Annotated in this window: 14 protein-coding genes; 2 read left to right on the top strand and 12 right to left on the bottom strand. The window is 56.1% G+C overall.

Going from position 1 to position 17,454, the window contains the following annotated elements; translation table 11 throughout:
* Positions 1-4: 4 nt before the first annotated feature.
* The 7 genes from GEAM_RS06760 to GEAM_RS06730 form a co-directional block, all read right to left on the bottom strand.
* Positions 5-820 carry a hypothetical protein gene (locus tag GEAM_RS06760; protein WP_034789793.1) on the bottom strand — a complete coding sequence of 272 codons (816 nt, stop codon included), beginning with the start codon at positions 818-820 and terminating at the stop codon, positions 5-7.
* Entirely contained in the window at positions 820-1,017 is a 198-nt protein-coding gene (locus tag GEAM_RS06755; protein ID WP_034789791.1) for a hypothetical protein, read from the bottom strand. Before GEAM_RS06755 ends, GEAM_RS06760 begins: the two co-directional genes overlap by 1 nt.
* A 164-nt stretch (positions 1,018-1,181) precedes the next feature.
* The gene (gene ansP, locus GEAM_RS06750) at positions 1,182-2,663 is read right to left on the bottom strand and encodes an L-asparagine permease (RefSeq protein ID WP_034789790.1); all 1,482 of its coding nucleotides are present in this window, start codon (positions 2,661-2,663) and stop codon (positions 1,182-1,184) included.
* Between the two features lie 395 nt (positions 2,664-3,058).
* Positions 3,059-3,910, bottom strand: a complete 852-nt coding sequence (gene licT, locus GEAM_RS06745; protein WP_034789789.1) for a BglG family transcription antiterminator LicT — start codon at positions 3,908-3,910, stop codon at positions 3,059-3,061.
* A gap of 151 nt (positions 3,911-4,061) precedes the next feature.
* Positions 4,062-5,459, bottom strand: coding sequence for a glycoside hydrolase family 1 protein (locus GEAM_RS06740; RefSeq protein WP_034789788.1), 1,398 nt, complete (start codon positions 5,457-5,459; stop codon positions 4,062-4,064).
* A gap of 15 nt (positions 5,460-5,474) precedes the next feature.
* A complete protein-coding gene (gene bglF / locus GEAM_RS06735) occupies positions 5,475-7,370 on the bottom strand; it encodes a PTS beta-glucoside transporter subunit IIABC (RefSeq protein ID WP_034789787.1) in 1,896 nt (631 codons plus the stop codon).
* A 268-nt stretch (positions 7,371-7,638) separates the two neighbouring features.
* Positions 7,639-9,141, bottom strand: a complete 1,503-nt coding sequence (locus GEAM_RS06730) for an MFS transporter (protein WP_034789786.1) — start codon at positions 9,139-9,141, stop codon at positions 7,639-7,641.
* Positions 9,142-9,266: 125 nt separating this feature from the next.
* On the opposite strand from GEAM_RS06730, the gene GEAM_RS06725 reads away from it, so the two are divergent.
* On the top strand, positions 9,267-10,262 hold the full coding sequence (locus tag GEAM_RS06725) for a helix-turn-helix domain-containing protein (RefSeq protein ID WP_034789785.1): 996 nt from the start codon (positions 9,267-9,269) through the stop codon (positions 10,260-10,262).
* A 56-nt stretch (positions 10,263-10,318) separates the two neighbouring features.
* On the opposite strand, the gene GEAM_RS06720 is transcribed toward GEAM_RS06725, so the two are convergent.
* Together GEAM_RS06720 and GEAM_RS06715 are read right to left on the bottom strand one after the other, a co-directional pair.
* Positions 10,319-11,320, bottom strand: a complete 1,002-nt coding sequence (locus GEAM_RS06720) for a Gfo/Idh/MocA family protein (protein WP_034789784.1) — start codon at positions 11,318-11,320, stop codon at positions 10,319-10,321.
* A complete protein-coding gene (locus tag GEAM_RS06715) occupies positions 11,317-11,625 on the bottom strand; it encodes a putative quinol monooxygenase (protein ID WP_034789781.1) in 309 nt (102 codons plus the stop codon). The genes GEAM_RS06720 and GEAM_RS06715 overlap by 4 nt, the downstream gene beginning before the upstream one ends.
* A 316-nt stretch (positions 11,626-11,941) precedes the next feature.
* Between GEAM_RS06715 and GEAM_RS06710 the strand changes: the two genes are divergently transcribed.
* Complete coding sequence (locus GEAM_RS06710; RefSeq protein ID WP_272869457.1) at positions 11,942-13,090, top strand: NupC/NupG family nucleoside CNT transporter; 1,149 nt, start codon at positions 11,942-11,944, stop codon at positions 13,088-13,090.
* A gap of 59 nt (positions 13,091-13,149) precedes the next feature.
* On the opposite strand, the gene GEAM_RS06705 is transcribed toward GEAM_RS06710, so the two are convergent.
* From GEAM_RS06705 to GEAM_RS06695, 3 genes are read right to left on the bottom strand one after another with little or no spacing between them, the layout of a single operon-like run.
* Entirely contained in the window at positions 13,150-15,009 is a 1,860-nt protein-coding gene (locus tag GEAM_RS06705; protein ID WP_244956601.1) for a CocE/NonD family hydrolase, read from the bottom strand.
* Between the two features lie 18 nt (positions 15,010-15,027).
* Complete coding sequence (locus GEAM_RS06700) at positions 15,028-16,440, bottom strand: YfcC family protein (RefSeq protein WP_034789775.1); 1,413 nt, start codon at positions 16,438-16,440, stop codon at positions 15,028-15,030.
* A complete protein-coding gene (locus tag GEAM_RS06695) occupies positions 16,433-17,227 on the bottom strand; it encodes an IclR family transcriptional regulator (RefSeq protein ID WP_051899431.1) in 795 nt (264 codons plus the stop codon). Before GEAM_RS06695 ends, GEAM_RS06700 begins: the two co-directional genes overlap by 8 nt.
* Positions 17,228-17,454: the final 227 nt, after the last annotated feature.

The raw sequence follows: 17,454 nt of genomic DNA, 5'->3' as shown, positions 1-17,454 counted from the left end.
AGTGTTAAATCAAAGGCGTCCGGTCACCGGGCGCTTTCTCCTCTATAGTGCGCTCCACGATGGGTGCCAACTTCTCAAATCCACAGGCCGTGGCCGGGTCGAACAGCGACAGAGACTCAATCTGATTGAGTAAAATTACCTTGCGGAAATTCAACGCGTTATTCGGCTCAGACACCGGGGTTATCCAGTGCTTCTGGTAGTAAACCGCATAGTTATGCTCTACCACCAACTGCTGGGTATTGCGGTCGCGATAACCACTGATCATCGGGATAACCACAACGTTATCTGACGACGAGGTTTCACAGCGCGCGGTATGCACCATGCCGATATACACCCGATGCGAATTCAGGGTGATATACACCATGTCGCCCTGTTCCATGCACTGATACAAAATCCCTTCCACGCCGTTGGCGCTGGTCAGCTGCTTATAAAGCTGCCTACGACCGGCGGTGTTAAGCCGCAGCCCGGGGGACCACGTCGTGCGGAACAGACAGAGCAAAACCGACACACAGAGCATAATCACCACGGGGGCTTGAATCCCCAAGAAACTCCAGTTAATGAAGTCACGGTGGTAATGCACATGCTGCGGAATGGCCTGCATCTCCGGCAGATAGTTAATGCCGATGGAAATGCCCCACAGCAGCAGATAAACCAACGCAATCACCATTACGCCCTGCAACACGAAAATGCAGCCGTACAGCGCTACCAGGAAATAGACATCCCAGCCGAAGGTGCGTTTGAGTTTAAAGCGCGTGGAAACATTGCGCGTGGTGTACCAGTAGCCGCACACCATTAAAACCATAAATACTGCTGTTGCCATTAAAGTACGCTCATCTTTTTGACGTGACGGGTGAAGTCCTGCTGCACCTGCTCATTGGCAGGATTCACAGACGCGATGCCGTTTTCATCAATCAGAATTCGCTCGCCCTCCTCGATAGTTTCTTGAATGTCATTCGCACTAAACAGCCCTAAAAATTGCTCAGGACTGGAAAAGAGTTGCATGACGATTTTCAACATATTGCCTCCTTTTCGGCTAAAGAAAGAGAGAGTGTAGTCAAGATAACTGGCGAAGCGCGGTATTGCGGGGGTTTTCGGATTAGTTACTGGTTAGACTTACAGGCAAAAAAAGAGCACAGCGCGATGCTGTGCTCCAGAGTTTACTCAGTCAGTGGGAAAAGGGATTAGCTTTTCGCTTCGCCTGCGTGGTGCGCTTCTTCGTGCGCGGCCTGCTCGGCTTTGACTTCTTTGGCGCGGTTACGCAGACCAAACCAGCCCAGTACCAGCAGAATAATCAGCACCGGAATGGTGGCGACGGTGTAAGTGCCGTTCGGGTAGTCGAAGGCCATCAGCACCAGCACGCCCGCCAAGAAGGCTAAGGTCAGCCATGAGGTCACTGGCGCCCAAGGCATTCTGAAAGAAACCTCTTTCGCTTTACCCTCTTTGATGGCTTTACGCAGCTTCATCTGGCAAACGATGATGAATGCCCAAGAGCTAAGGATCCCCAGCGACGCGACGTTCAGAACAATTTCAAACACCTGCGACGGCACATAGTAGTTCAGCACCACGCCGATGATGTAGATTGCCACGGTGACCAGAATACCGGCGTAAGGCACCTGCTGGGCGTTCATTTTAGACATGAACTTCGGCGCGGAGCCGCCCATCGACAGGGAACGCAGGATACGACCGGTGGAGTACAGGCCAGAGTTGAGGCTCGACAGCGCCGCGGTCAGTACCACGATATTCATGATGGTGCCGATGTAAGGTACCCCCAGCTTGCTAAAGAAGGTCACGAACGGGCTTTGGCCTGCCTGATAGGCATTCCACGGCAGCAGCAGCACCAACAGCACCACGGAACCGACGTAGAACAACGCGATACGCCAGATAACGCTGTTAATGGCTTTCGGCAGAATAGTTTCAGGATCTTTGGTTTCACCCGCCGCCGTACCGACCAGTTCAATGGCGGCGAAGGCGAAGACCACGCCCTGCACCAGCACCAAGGCAGGCAGCAAGCCGTGCGGGAAGATACCGCCGTTTTCCGTGATCAGATGCAGGCCGGTTGAGCCGCCCGCCACTTGTTTGCCGGTGCCCAGTACCACGACGCCGACAATCAGGAACAGCGCGATGGCGGCAACTTTGATCAAGGCAAACCAGAATTCCATCTCGGCGAACCACTTCACGCCAATCATGTTCATGGTGCCGACAATCGCCAGCGCGCCAAGGGCGAACATCCACTGCGGAACATCACCGAAGGTGCCCCAATAGTGCATGTAGAGCGCCACGGCGGTGATATCCACGATGCCGGTCATTGCCCAGTTGAGGAAGTACATCCAGCCCGCCACGTAAGAGGCTTTTTCACCTAAGAACTCACGGGCGTAGGAAACGAAGCTGCCGCTGGTTGGGCGGTGTAAAACCAGTTCGCCCAGCGCGCGCAGAATGAAGAAAGAGAAAATACCGCAGACTGCGTAAACAATTGCCAGTGCCGGACCCGCCATTTGTAAGCGTGCGCCTGCACCAAGGAATAAACCGGTACCGATAGAACCACCAATGGCAATCATCTGAACCTGACGATTGCCCATACTCTTGTGATATCCGTCTTCGTGTGAATCCAACCAACGTCGCTTAGCGGCTTGCTTCGCTTCAGCGGACTTTCTATGTAATCGCATTCTTTCCTGTTCTCCAAAAATGCCCGTAGCCTGAATTCTCCCAACAGGCAAACGGTTGCAGATGTTGACGCTTACGCGGTGTGTTCCGCTCTATTATTTTTAGCCTTAAATGAAAATACTCGTCGAACTGACTTACGTGAAAGCAGCAGCCAACACTGCTGTAGAGTGTAGGATTAAGAGTATTAACGGCGGTGGATGCTACCTGTATTGTGCATTTGAGGCAAAAAAAACCTATCTCTAAGTGTGAGGAATGTCGACTTCTTGCTAGTTGATTAAGAAGAGTCCTAGGTATAAATGCCGTAAAATTAGCCGATTGCAGCTTGCTTATTCTGTTCGTCGCTGGCCAGTGCCTACAAAAAAGCCCGCGTTGGCGGGCCTCGGTCCTCTGTGAGTTGTCATTCGGCGGTTTTGGTTCCACAACTTTCTTTGCGCACCCTTTCGATGTTGATAGAGAGATACATCATCTCTTCATTGCTCAAGGCGCGCTGATAGGTGGCGGCGAGAAACAGGCTGATTTTCTCGGCACAGCCCGACGCCTGCGGATAGCTCTCTTTGACGGCGGCGTAGAGCGCGACATCGTCGTCCGGCACCTGCGCGTGGCTGAACATGCGCTGGGCGAAGAACTTAAGATGCGTGACAAAACGCTGGTAGCTCAGCGCCTCTTGGTCATACTCCAGCCGCAGCTGATATTTCACCAGATGCAGGATCTCCTGCATCACTTTGGTGACCTGTTTTACCTGCGACATGTCGCCATCCAGTTGGCCGTTGACCAAGTGCAGCGCGATAAATCCCGCCTCGTCGTCCGGCAGCCTGACACCCAACCGGCTGGCAATAACCTCCAGCGCCTCGACGCCCAGCGCGTACTCCTTCGGGTAGAGTCGCCGCGTCTCCCACAGCAGCGCGTTACTCAGCGGCACGCCCTGCTTTTGCCTCTCCAGCGCGAAATGGCAGTGATCGGTCAGCGCAACGTAGAGATTCTCATGCAATTTCCCCAGCCGCTGGCTCGCCATTTGAATGATCTGATCGCAGGCGGTCATCACTTCCATCGGAATATGGCTCAACAGCTCAGACAGCCGCGCCACCAGTTGGTCACTTTGCAGCGCAAACACCTTCTCAATCTGGCTATCGTCAATCCGATCGCCAACCTGCTTCTGAAACGCCAATCCCCGGCCCATCACGACCTGCTCGCGTTGCTGTGGGTCGAGCACCAACACCACATTATTATTCAGTATCTTGGCGATTCTCATTGGCATCCCTTGAAAAACAAAAAACCTGACCTCTTCTAAAGCGAAGCGATCAGGTTTTGCCTGCCGAAACAGTAACAATCCAGTCCGAACTTTATCAGGTTCCGCCGCGCTCTCAATCAGCGTGCAGCGCAAACGTGATAGCGATCGCGGGTTAGGCTTTCAGCGTGGCGCCGTGATGCTTGATGATGTCCGCATACCAGTAGAAGCTTTCCTTGCGGCGGCGCTCCAGCGTGCCTTGGCCTTGGTCGTCGCAGTCGACATAGATAAAACCGTAGCGTTTGGAGAATTCTGCTTTGGAGGCACTCACCAGATCGATTGGCCCCCAACTGGTGTAGCCCATCACCTCCACGCCGTCGGCAATGGCTTCGCGCACCTGCACCAGATGGTCATTGATGTACTGAATGCGGTAGTCGTCATTGATGCTGCCGTCGGCTTCAACTTTGTCCCGCGCGCCCAGCCCGTTTTCGACAATAAACAGCGGTTTTTGGTAGCGATCGTACAACTCATTCATCAGGTAGCGCAGCCCAACCGGGTCAATCTGCCAGCCCCATTCAGAACTGGCGAGATGCGGGTTGGGCACCATATTGAGAATATTGGCGCGCGCCGCCTGATTCTGCTCGGGGTCGGTAGTGACGCAGCCGGTCATGTAGTAGCTGAAGGAGATGAAATCCACCGTCTGCTTCAGCGCGGTAATATCCTCTGGGGTGATCTCCAGCTCAATCTGATGCTGTTTGAAGAAGCGTTTCATGTAGGCCGGATAGTAGCCGCGCACCTGCACGTCGCCAAAGAACAGCCAGTCGCGGTTCTGCTGCTGGGTTTCCAGCACGTCGGCAGGCTTGCAGCTCAACGGATAGAGCATGCCGCCGAGCAGCATATTGCCCACTTGGCCGCCAGCAACAATCTCGTGGCAGGCTTTCACCGCAAGGGCGCTGGCCACCAGCTGATGGTGGATTGCCTGATAAATCGCCTGCTTGCTGCTACCCGCCGCCAGCCCAACGCCGGTAAAAGGCGCGTGCAGCGACATGTTAATTTCGTTGAAGGTCAGCCAATGCTTCACTTTATACTGATAGCGCTCGAACACCGTTCGGGCGTAATTCTCGAAGAAATCTATAGTCTTACGGTTGCTCCAGCCGCCGTAATTGGCCACCAAACCATAGGGCATTTCGTAGTGTGACAACGTCACAAGTGGCGTGATGCCGTACTTTTTCATCTCATCAAACAGCCGGTCATAGTACGCCAACCCGGCTTCATTGGGCTGAGTTTCATCCCCCTGCGGGAAAATCCGCGTCCAGGCAATTGAGGTGCGCAGCACGGTGAAGCCCATCTCGGCGAACAGTTTGATGTCTTCCGGGAAGCGATGGTAGAAATCAATCGCCCGGTCTTTAACGCTAAAATCTCCGGCCACGCGCTGCTTAATCTCGCCAAAAATCCCCTGCGGTTGGAGGTCCGAGGTGGACAGCCCTTTGCCATCAGTCAAGTAAGCCCCCTCCACCTGATTTGCGGCTACGGCCCCGCCCCATAAAAACCCGTCTGGAAAACGTTGAGTCATTGGTCTCTCCTTTGATTAGCGTAAAAGTGACAACAGTGGGCTTTGCTCGGTCACCGGCTGGCCGATGGCTGAAGCAATCACGTCGAGATAATCCTCGCTGTTGCTGATGATAATCGGCGTCGTCAGGTCATATCCCGCGTCGGCAATGGCCTGTAAATCGAACTCCAGCAGCAAGTCTCCCTGCTTAACCTCGTCATTAACTTGCGCACGCGGAGTGAAAAAGCGGCCGTCGAGCTTCACCGTATCAATGCCGACGTGAATGAGTATTTCCGCGCCATCGCGGCTCTGAATGCCCAAGGCGTGATGAGTGCGAAACAGCGACACCAGCGTGCCGTCGCAGGGCGCAACCACCCGGCCCGTCTGCGGAATAATCGCCGTCCCCTTGCCCAGCATGCCGCTGGCAAAGGTGGCGTCGTCTACCTCGCTAAGTGCAATGCAGTGGCCCGCCAACGGGCTAGTGAGCTGCTCTTTGCCGCGCACGGGTGAAGGCGTGGTTGAAGTTGAAGCCGACGTCGCTGCCTCAGCATCCGATTTAGCGTGCGTCGCGGCGCTGCCTGACAGGCCAAACAAGTAGGTCGCTGCGGCGGCGAACAGGAAGGCGAAACCGGTGCCGACAAGCGCTGCGGTCACTGAGCCATCAAAGCCCGTAGGCGGGATCATCTGCGCGAAGGTGAACAGGCTGGGCATGCCGAAGGAGTAAGTGGTGCTGTGGTAGAAGCCCAGCACGGCAGCCCCGATGGCGCCGCCGACGCAGCCGAAAATAAACGGACGGCGCAGCGGCAGGGTCACGCCATACACCGCAGGCTCCGTAATGCCGAACAGGCTGGCGCTAAATGCCGAACCCGCGATGCCCTTCAGCTTGAGATCTTTGGTGCGCAGCAGCACCCCCAGCGTCGCTCCGGCTTGCCCCATCACGGCGGGCAGCACCAGCGGCATCAGGGTGTCATGGCCGAGCACGCTGAGGTTGTTGATCATCATCGGCACCAACCCCCAGTGCAGGCCGAAAATCACGCAAACCTGCCACAACGCGCCAATAAATAGCCCGGCAATCAGTGGGCTAACCCCATGAATAAATTGATATCCGTTGGCCAGTTGCTGACTGGCCCAAGTGGCCGTCGGCCCAATCAATAGGAAGGTCAGCGGCACGATAACCACCAGACAAATCAGCGGCGTGAAGAAGTTGCGAATCGCGCTCGGCAGCCTTGGATTAATACGTTTTTCCAGCCAGCAGGATGCCCACGCGGCAAAAATAATCGGGATAACCGAGGAGCTATAGTTGATAAAAGTCAGCGGGATACCGAAGAAATCCAGCGCCACGCTGTTGGCGACTAGTGAGGAGTCAAAGGCGGCAATCATCAGCGGATGGGTCATCGCGCCACCAATCGCCATGGTAATGAAAGGGTTACCGCCAAACTTCTTGCCCGCGGTATAGCCCAGAATAATGGGGAAGAAATAGAACAAGGCGTCACTGGCGGCAAACAGCACCTTGTAGCCGCCGCTATCGCTGCTTATCCAGCCAAGGGCCAGCGCCAGCGACAAGAAGCCTTTTAAAATCCCCGACGCGGCCAAAATGCCGATAAACGGCGTGAAAATGCCGGAGATCACATCGATAAAGCGCGCAAAGACATTCTCTTTGCCGCCGTGATTACTTGCTGACTCGCCAGACTCTTCCCCTTTCATCGCCAGCGCGTCAAACACCTCGCCGACATGGTTGCCAATCACCACCTGAAACTGCCCGCCGCTCTCCACCACCATTATCACCCCGGGGTTGCGCTTTAGGGTTTCAGCGCTGGCCTTGGCGTTATCCTTGAGTTTGAAGCGCAAGCGCGTGGCACAGTGGACCACGCTTTTAACATTTTCCCGTCCACCCACTCCTGAGAGGATCTCATCCGCTAAAGCCTTATATTCCATTATTTTTTCTCGTCATGATGGGGGTTACGCCTGCGAAGGCGAGTTGCTAAACACCTGAGTAAAAGCCAAAAAAAAACCTAAACTTGCTGCCTCTTGCCCCGACGGGGTTAAAGAAGCAGAAAGTTTAGGTTTTGCCTGACGAACAGTAACAATCCTGTTTTCTGGCTCTGAGTCTCTAGCGAAGCGGCAAAAGTTACAAGCGGGAAAAATGGCCGAAGCGAGTAATTGTGACCGGGTTCATACTTCACTCACTCCGGCTTATTGCGCGTTAAGGCACCGACTGCGGCAGTTCGCGCGGGCAGCCTTTACGCCCGTTGAACAGCAGGAAACTTGCCAGCGCCAGCAGCCAGACGCCCACCGCGCCGTAGAGCAGCAGCAGGCCGAAGCCGTCAATCAGCGCCTGCTGAATGCCTGCGTTTAGCGTCGAGGATTCCGCCCCCGCCGCCACTCGCTCGGCCAGCGCGTGCAGCTCGCCCGAGGCCATATTCACCGCGACATTGTCCCGCAGGCTGGCGGCAATGCCCGCCACCAGCAGGCTGCCCATCAGTGCGATATTGATCGCCAAGGTGATCAGTCGGGCGCTGATATCAATCCCCGAAGCCATCCCCGCCCGGTTTCCCGGCACCGAGCCGGTGGTGGTATTGGTCACCGGCGTGTTAATCAACCCCAGCGTAGCCCCGGCCAGCAGTGCGCCCGGCAGCAGCGTCCAGCCGTTGGCGGCGGCAATTTTCATCAACATAAAGCTCGCCCCGAGGGTGAACAACCCCAGCGGAATGAAGCGCGCCGCGCCGAACTTCGCCACTAAACGCTCGGCCAGCGGCGGCATGATCAAAGTGGGTAAGGTGTAAGCCAGCAGCGCCACGCCGGTCGCCAGACTGCTGTAGCCCAGCCCAACCTGATAATAGACCGGCAGGTAAATCATCAGCGGCCAGAAGCTAAAGTTCATGCCAATAGACCCCATCAGCGCGCCGGAAAATGGCCGAATGCGGAACACCGAAAAATCAAACATCGGGTGCGGGTGGCGTTGCTCAATCCAGATAAACAGCAGCGCGCTCAACAGGGTCAGCGCCACCAGCCCGTAGGCCGAGCCTCCGTGCCAATCGAGAGTACTTCCCTGTGTTATCAACCACGTACTGCCTAAAACGGCGAGTGACAACGTCACAAGCCCGCCAATGTCCAGCTTTTTAGCCTGCGGATCGCGGGAATCCACCACGTTGCCCAAGGCTAAAAACAGCGTCACGACGGCGATAAACACGTGAACCAGAAATACCCATTGCCAGCTAAACAGGGCCACCAGCCCGCCGCCGATAATCGGCCCGAACCCTAGCCCGAAGCCAAACACCACGCCCCACGCGGCGAATGCCGTGCTGCGCGCCCGGCCTTGGGGAAACTGGGTGGAGAGAATGGCAATCAGGCAGGTCAGCATCGCCCCGCCGCTCAGCCCTTGTAAAAAGCGGCCAAAAATTAGCCACGCCGCGCTGCTCGCCAGCCCGCACATCAGCGAGGTGACGCCAAAGGCCGCGATGCTGATAACAAACACCCGTTTGCGGCCAAATCGGTCCGCCAGCGTGCCCACTGCCATTAACACCGACGTACAGGCCAGCGTGTAGGCATTCATGATCCACTGAAGCTCTTTAAAGCTGGCGTGCATCTGCTGCTCGAGCACGGGGAGGATCACCGGCACGCTGGAGATCTCCAGCCCGGACATCAGCGCCGCGAGGCAAACCGCCACCAGCGCCAGCGTATTTTTAGTTTTTGTTGGAGTGTTCATGCTCTTCCTGCCAAAACGATAAGTTGGCTCAGTATGGAAGATTGTAGTCGTGGTGGTAATTGGCACGGATGCCATGTATCGTCAATATTGTGCCAACTTTAGCCACTATTCATCTAAGGCCGATCATGACTGCGCTCCCTCCCTCTTATTCGCTCGCTCCGTTCAACCGCCGACTGGTGCTGCTGGCCTATGAGTGCCTGTGTACCTTTGAATTTGGCACGGCGATAGAAGCCTTTGGCCGCGTTGACGAGCAGCTCGGCAAACCTCTTTATGATCTGGAAGTCGCCTCAGTGGAAGAAACCACCATTGGCGCGCAGGGTGGCGTGCGCCTGACAGTCGACGGCGGGCTGGAGCTGCTGGAAGACGCGGGCACCATTGTGATCCCCGGCTGGCGTAGCGTGCATGAAGCGCCGTCGCCGCAGCTGGTTGCCGCGCTGCAACGCGCCTATCAGCAGGGTTCGCGCATTGTCTCCATCTGTGCGGGGAGCTTTATTCTCGCGGCCACCGGCCTGCTGGATGGCAAAAAAGCCACTGCGCACTGGAACAGCACCGAAGAGCTGGCGCGGCAGTTCCCGCAGATTGAGGTGCAGCACGGGGTTATCTATGTGGATGAGGGCCGACTGATCACCTCGTCCGGCGGCGCGGCGGGGGTGGACCTCTGTTTGTATCTGATTCGCCGCGATTATGGCGCGCAGGTGGCGAACCGCACTGCCCAGCGCATGGTCACCTCTACTCATCGTGAAGGCAATCAGGCCCAGTATTTGCGCCAACCGGTGTCGATTCTGCCGGGGAAAACCCTCTCGCCGCTGCTAGATAGCCTGCGCACTCGACTCAATACCCCGCTGGTGATTGAGCAACTGGCCGCCGAGGCTGGGATGAGCCGCCGCACTTTCCTGCGCCGTTTTCACGACGCCACCGGCACCACGCCGGGAGAATGGATGCTCAGCGTGAAGATTGAAAACGCCTGCGCCCTGCTGGAAAGCAGCACCGTCAGCATTGAACGAGTCGCCGAGCAAGCCGGGTTCGGCTCAGTAGAAACGCTGCGCCACCATTTTCGCCAGCGCCTTGGCACCACGCCGACGCGCTTTCGTCAGCAATTCAGTGATCGGACAGCTATTTAGCGTCAGCCATAAAAAAGGCGCACCGGAGTGCGCCTGAGTCATGGCCGTCTTGCTGATTAGCAGAGAGTTTTGCTTTCCCACTCGGTCAGCAAATGCATGATTTGGCGAGAGTCCCGCGGGCGAACCGCCGGGCGAGCCAAAGCTTTCTCACCGTTTTGCAGCGCCTGCCACACCGCGCGCACCTGATAGTGGAAGGCGTCGCCGTCGGCACTCAGCTCGTGGCGCTGCTCTTCGCCTTCATATGGCAACACGCGGATCACGTTACCCTGCGCCTCTGGCAGCCACGGGTTGGAGATGATTTCCATCCGCCCTTTGCTGCCCGCCACCGAAAACGCCCAGAACATGCCGTAATCTTCCGCGCAGTGCAGCTGTGCCAGCGCGCCGTTGGCGAACTGGATGGTGGCCGCCGTCTCGCCGATGTTGCCGTCGCCCAGATTGCGGCGGCCGTGCGCCGTCAGCTCCCACGCAGGGCAAGTGCCGTCCGCGCTGGCACTTTGCATCACTAAATGGATCAGCGACGCCGGGTAGCAGCCGAGGTTGTAAATAGCCCCTTTGCTGCCCGGATTGACGAACTGGGCAATGGACGCGCAGTAGCTGGCGTTGATAGAGCGCACTTCGCCCAGCTCGCCGCTGGCAACCACGTCGGCAATTTTGCTGGCAAAAGGATGGGTTAAGTACATCAAGCCTTCGAGAAAGAACACGCCGTTGCTTTCCACGGCGGCGAGGGCCGCGTCGGTGTCGGCCATGGTCACAGACAGCGATTTTTCACACAGAATGGCTTTACCGGCGTTGGCGGCTTTAATCACATATTCATGATGAATATGATTTGGCAAGCCGATATACACCACGTCCACGGCGGGGTCGTTAATCAGCGCGTCGTAATTGTCATACTGAGTTGGCGTCGGGTGCTGGTTTAAGAACTCCTCCAGCCCTTTCGGCGAACGCCCTGCGACGGCGTACAGGTTGGAACCTTCATGCTTTTCAATCGCTTCGGCCATAATGCCGGAGATAAAGCTGGTGCCCAGCAGGCCCCAATTCAGCGTTTTAGTCTGGCTCATGCGACGGGCTCCTTGACCGGCAATTGACACAAGGTGGCCTGCACAAACTCAGTCAGACCGGAATGGATAAAGCGCTGGGTGTGGGCCTCGTCGAAATGGCGCTGCGACGCGGCTTCATCTTCATAGCGTTCCCAGAGAATGATCCGACGCGGATCCTGTTTATCCTGCAACGCCATGGCGAATGAACAACCCGCCTCGCTATTCATGTCGGCGCAAAATTGCTCAATCGCGGTAAGGGCCAGATTAATATCCACCTCTTCTTTGATGCGGATCTCAGCGTTAACAAAATGTCCTTGTGTAAACATATTCTCCCCAGGGGTTTGGTAAAGAGTGGCAGGTAATGCAAAGAGCGAGATGTGCTAAACGCGGCTCTTTATAATAAAAATCTGCTCACCAAAATAGTGCGAATTAATAAAATCCTCACCACTTCAGGGCATTATTTAAAGTAACAGAGTCTGTTTGTTCCTTTTTTGAACGCAATCGATTGCTCGTGACAAACATTATGAAAAAATCAGGTGAGTTTTGTGACGTTGCTGCTATAGTGCGCGCTTTAAAACACCACTCACACTCATTGGAGCCTTCATGGCGTCAAATATATTGCATTTCCTTCTGAGCCTTATAATGATATTCGGTATCGGCTGGCTGATAAGCTACAACAAACGCGGTGTTAAATTGCGGTTTGTAGTGCAAATTCTGGTGATTGAAATCGTACTGGCATGGGTGCTGTTATACAGCCAAGCTGGTGTGTACTTGATCTCTGGGCTATCTGGCGTGTTCACTGACTTGATGAGCTACGCTCGCGTCGGTACTGACTTTGTATTTGGCGGTCTGGTTAATGACAACCAGTTCAGCTTCTTCTTATTCGTATTATGCCCAATCATCTTTATTTCCGCGCTGATTGGTATTCTCCAGCATTTGCGTATTCTGCCATTAATGATTAAAGGCATCGGCTATCTCTTATCCAAAATTAATGGAATGCCGCGTCTGGAATCCTTTAATGCCGTGAGTTCTTTATTGGTCGGCCAATCAGAAAACTTCATCGCTATTAAAGATATTGTTCCGCACCTTAATGAACGCCGCATGTATACATTATCGGCAACCGCGATCTCTACCGTTTCCATGTCTATTGTTGGTTCTTATATGACATTGCTGGAACCGCGTTACGTGATGCTGTCGCTTATCCTGAATATGCTTTCTACCTTCGCAGTGTTGCAGGTGGTTAACCCATATTCTGACGAAGCCGATAATAAAATGCCTAAACTGAATGTGCCGAAACACAGCTTCGTAGAAATGCTGGGCGAGTACATCATGGCCGGTTTCAAAATGGCAATGATCGTTGCCGCGATGCTGGTTGGCTTCAACGCCCTGCTAGCGATGGTTAACGCCATCTTCCTCGGCGGTTTCGGCAAGAGCTTCCAAGACATCATCGGCTACTTGTTCTATCCAGTGGCTTGGTTGACCGGCATCGTGAGCCAAGACTCACTGACCGCGGGCAGCATCATGGGTACCAAAATCGTGGCTAACGAATTCGTCGCCATGTTGCAGATGAAAGACTTGGTTGCCCATCTGGAACCACGCACAGTAGCGATTCTGTCGGTGTTCCTGGTCTCCTTCGCTAACATTTCTACCGTCGGTATCATTGCCGGTGCCGTAAAAAGTATCGAAGAAGTTCAAGGTAACATGGTTGCTCGCGCCGCCTTCCGCCTGCTGGTTGGCGCAACGCTGGTGAGCCTGCTGTCTGCTTCTATCGTGGGTCTGGTTTACCGTTAATCCCCCGCGAACTCTCAAGGTGCAGCCATCGCGGCTGCACCTTGCTTCTCCCTCTGCTGTTAACTCCCCTTCTTCACCGTCAGTTCCAGCCTCGAGGCTCTCCCCGCGCAAACAAACACACTATTGGTCGCGACTCGCTTTAATCGCGCCTGCCCCTCCGGCTCGCCGCTGTTCGGGTTGCAATCAAAATGTGGGAAGTTGCTGCTGGCAATATCCAGCCGCAGGCGATGCCCGGCGCGGAACAGATTACAGGTAGCGAAAGGCTCAATAACCACTTCCGCGGCTTGTCCCGGTGTCAGCATCTGCTCTCTGTCCCAGCCATGGCGATAACGGCAGCGAATGATCCCGTCGGTGATATTCATCGCATAGCCCTGCGGGTAGTCCTCAGAGGGCGGATAGATATCCACCAGTTTGGCGGTGAAATCGGTGTCCGGCGCGTCACTGGCTACCCAAAGGTGAACGCGGATCTCCCCCGCCAACAGCAGGTCTTCGGTCAGCGGGCCGGTTTCAAACACCAAAATGTCAGAGCGAGCACTGAGCGGCAGATTGTCGCCGCGGCTGCCGAAGAACTCCGGCGTTTCGCGCTGATCGAACGCGCCCCCCGCGAACACCGGCAGGCCCGAAGTCAGCGCCCCGCCGATAGTGGGTACCGGGTTGCGTGGGTCGGCCTGATAGCGCAATTCGCCCTGTGCGCTCTCCGGCGGCTGCGACAACAGACTGTGGTCGGCATGCAGATACAGCACCTGCTTTTGACTCTCCGCCAGCGGCCACTGCACATCATGCAGCCACTGGCCGCCGTGAATAAGTCGCCCACTTTCATCCTTTTTCCCGCTGCCGCCGCCCATGGCGAAAGCAGCAACCTGATGGCCCTGCGGCTGGGCTTCCGTCGGTTTGAGCCAGCGGTCAAACCAGTCGATTCGGCAACTCAGCCAGTCAGTCTCCACATTGGCGTCAAAGGCCGCCGCGTCGCCAAACTCCACATTGCCGCTATAAGTCACATTACGATCGCCGTGCAGCCATGGCCCCATGATCAGGCGCTGCGGCGCGGTTTTCCCACGGCAAAACGCATTGAAGTTATCCAAGGTGGAACTGACGTAGGCGTCATACCAGCTCGACATAAACAGCACCGGCATATCCGGGATTCGCTCATAGCTCCCCTCGGCATAAATCCCGTTTTGCTGCCAATATGGCCCGAAGGTGCCCTGTGACCACTGCTCGAACAGATAAGCCTCATACTCCGGCACGTGGCGCAGCGGCGAATGGCCCGGCGTCCACGGCATGGCGGCAAACCAGTCGCGGATATCTTCCTGCTCCAGCGCCTGAAGGATCAGCGGATTTTGCTGCGCTTCCGGGCTCTCTTTCGCCTGCTTGTAAGCCCAAGTGGCCTGTTTTAGCTCGAACGCGCCGCCCTGACGAATGCCGCAGCGATAGGCATTACTGAACCCGCCGGAGTCCAGCACCATGGTTTTCAGCCCCGGCGGGTTGAGGCAGGCCATCGCCATCTGGGTGTGGGCGGCATAGGACAGCCCCATGCTGCCAATCTGCCCATTACACCAAGGCTGTTCGAGGATCCACGCCAGCGTGTCGACGCCGTCCGGCCCTTCCGAGGTGTATTTGGTGAATATCCCCTCCGAGCCGTAGCGACCACGGCAATCCTGAAACACCACCGCGTAGCCACGCTTGACCAGCGCCAGCGCCATGGCTTCCCGCGATATCTGCGTACCGTCGCGATTCACCTCCGAGCGCGATTGCCCGCGCTTATCATAAGGCGTGCGCTCGATGACCACCGGCAAGGGCGCAATCGGCGCATCCGGCAGATAGACATCAGTCGACAGATGCACGCCGTCGCGCATCGCCACCCGGCAATCTCCCAATCGCACCATCGGGTGCGCTACAACGTTAGACTGGCTTTTGTTCACAAAACGCTCCTTGTTTCATCAATAGCCAATGGAAACCGCAAAGGTCAGCATGGCGATACTCAACAGCATGAAAAACAGAAACAGCGGCAGAATGAACTTCGCCCACTGGGTCCAGCCGACCTGTGCCGAGGCGAGGAAAATCAGCAGCCCGCTGGAAGTTGGCGTGATCATGTTGGTCAGCCCGTTGCCAAATAAGAACGCCAGCACGGTCGTTTGCGGCGCGACGCCGGAGAGCTGACCGAGCGGCCCGAGGATCGGCATGGTCACGGCCGCCTGCCCCGAGGTAGAAGGGATCACGATGTCGAGCAGCAGCTGGCAGATAAACATGCCGTATGCCGAGACATAGGCGCCGTGCTGCCCCACCAGTTGCACCAAATCGTTAATCAGCGTGTCCATCACCTTGCCTTGGCTGAGGACGATTTCCACCGCCGTCGCCAGCCCAATCAGCAATCCGGCAATCAGCACTTTCTTCATGCCGCTGACAAAGGCGTCGGCCGAGGCGCTGGCCCCTAGCCCGCTCATCGCGGCGAAAAGCATGCTCATAAACAGATAGTAAGAAGCCAACTGGGCGTTTTTCCACTGCCACTGGTTGGCGGCGTAGACCATGAAAGCGATGCCCACCGTCAGGGTCAACATCATCAGGGTGTGGCGCGAAGAGAGGCGCGTGGCGGAAAAGGCCACCGTGGCGTCCTTCAGCTTGCCGTGTTTGCGAATGGCCCACAGCACGTACAGCACGCCGAACAACATAAACACGCAGTAAGAGAACACGCGCATGCTCAGGCCGCTAAAGATTTGCAGGCCAACCAGCGGCTGGGCGATGGAGAGTGCGTAAGGGTTGGTAATAGACGCCAAATAGCCGACTTTCACCGCGATCGCCACAATTGCTAGCCCGAGAATATTCGGCAGCCCGAGGCGATTCATCAGCGCCACCACGATGGGGATCACCAGCAGATACTCCTTGGCCAGCCCCATAAAGGTGCTGCCCGCAGAGAAGGCAATCATCAGGAACGGCACCAGCACATAAATATTGCCTTTAGTGACGCTGAGCAGCCTTTCGAGCGACGCCGAGATAGCCCCCGCCTCATTCAAAATGCCAAACATGCCGCCGATAAACAGCACCATGACAATCAGACTGGCCTGCTTGATGATGCCCGCTGGGATCGCCAGAAAGCCGTCAATCAGGCTGGCGGGCTGGGCCTGCGCGCTGCTGTCCGACGCGCCAAGGCCCACCACTTGCCCCAGCGAGAAGCTTTTGTCGATCACCTGATAGGTGCCGGGCAGCACTTTTTTGCCTTCATGCTGAAACTGCCCGGAATCCAGTACCCAAGTCATCACCACCGCCAACAGCACGATAAACAGCAGCACCAAGGTTGGGTTCATCTGGCGCATTGGCGAGCTCGCCGGTGCAGCCTCTTTTGAGAGATCAGCCATCAATTTCCGCCTTATTGTCATGATAGGAAGCGAGGAGTGGAGCCAGCGGCAGCGCGCCATAGGCCGGGCTACCCAACTGGTGAGAGATCTGCGCCGCGGCGCGGTGCAGCGCCTCAATCATCAGCTGCCGATGTTGCTCCGCGCGGCTGGCGGGTGCGCTCAGGCTGAGGGAGGCCACGCAGTGATTGTGATTATCAAAAATCGGCACGGCGAAAGCCCAGACGCCCGCCGTCAATTCGCCCTGCGAACAACAGAGCTGCTGCTGGTTGATATCTGCTAATAAGGCGCGCAGAGCCTCGGGCTGCGACGACTGCTGTACACACTCATCGCGCAAAGTCTCGGGAGCATAGGCCAGCAGTAACTTGCCGGAGGCCCCGGCCCCCAGCTTGCGGCGGTTGCCCACCGCGCTGCGCACTTGCAGCACCTGCCTCGAAGTGCGCACGGCGATCTGCACGATCTCATTCCCTTCGCGCAGACGAATTTGCAGGTTTTCATTCAGCTGTTGGCTGAGCTGGTCCAGCACCGGCTCGGCGATTTCCGTCAGGTTTATCTGCCGCCGGGCATTAACCCCCAGCACCAGCAGCTGATGCCCCAGCCGATAAGTCACCGGCTCCCCAGAGCGTTGGACAAAAAACTGGTTTTCCAGCGTGCACAGCAGGCGATAGGTTCGCGACTTGGTGAGGCCGCTTTTGCGCGCAATCGCACTCAGCCCTAGCCCCGGATTTTCCGCCAGCAGGTTAAGCAAACGCAGCGCGCTATCCACGCTAGCCACATTGAATTCCGTCATTAAATTTCCTTTATTATCAATCGGTTCACCTAGTGAACCAACGTTTCATTTTAGGAGAAATCGCAGACTTGCATGTTTCTTGTGCGCTGACAAGACAGTGACATTGGGCGGAAAGCAACGGAGCTTGGGGTTAAATATCAGCAGATAAAAACTGAGCAGTTTTTACTTCTGAAAACAGGATGAATAGCAGATGTGACAACTGGCTTTAGTTGAATGCGAAGATTTTT

Source organism: Ewingella americana ATCC 33852, from assembly GCF_000735345.1.
GTDB classification, from domain to species: domain Bacteria; phylum Pseudomonadota; class Gammaproteobacteria; order Enterobacterales; family Enterobacteriaceae; genus Ewingella; species Ewingella americana.
This window is presented reverse-complemented; position numbering and strand designations above follow the sequence as displayed.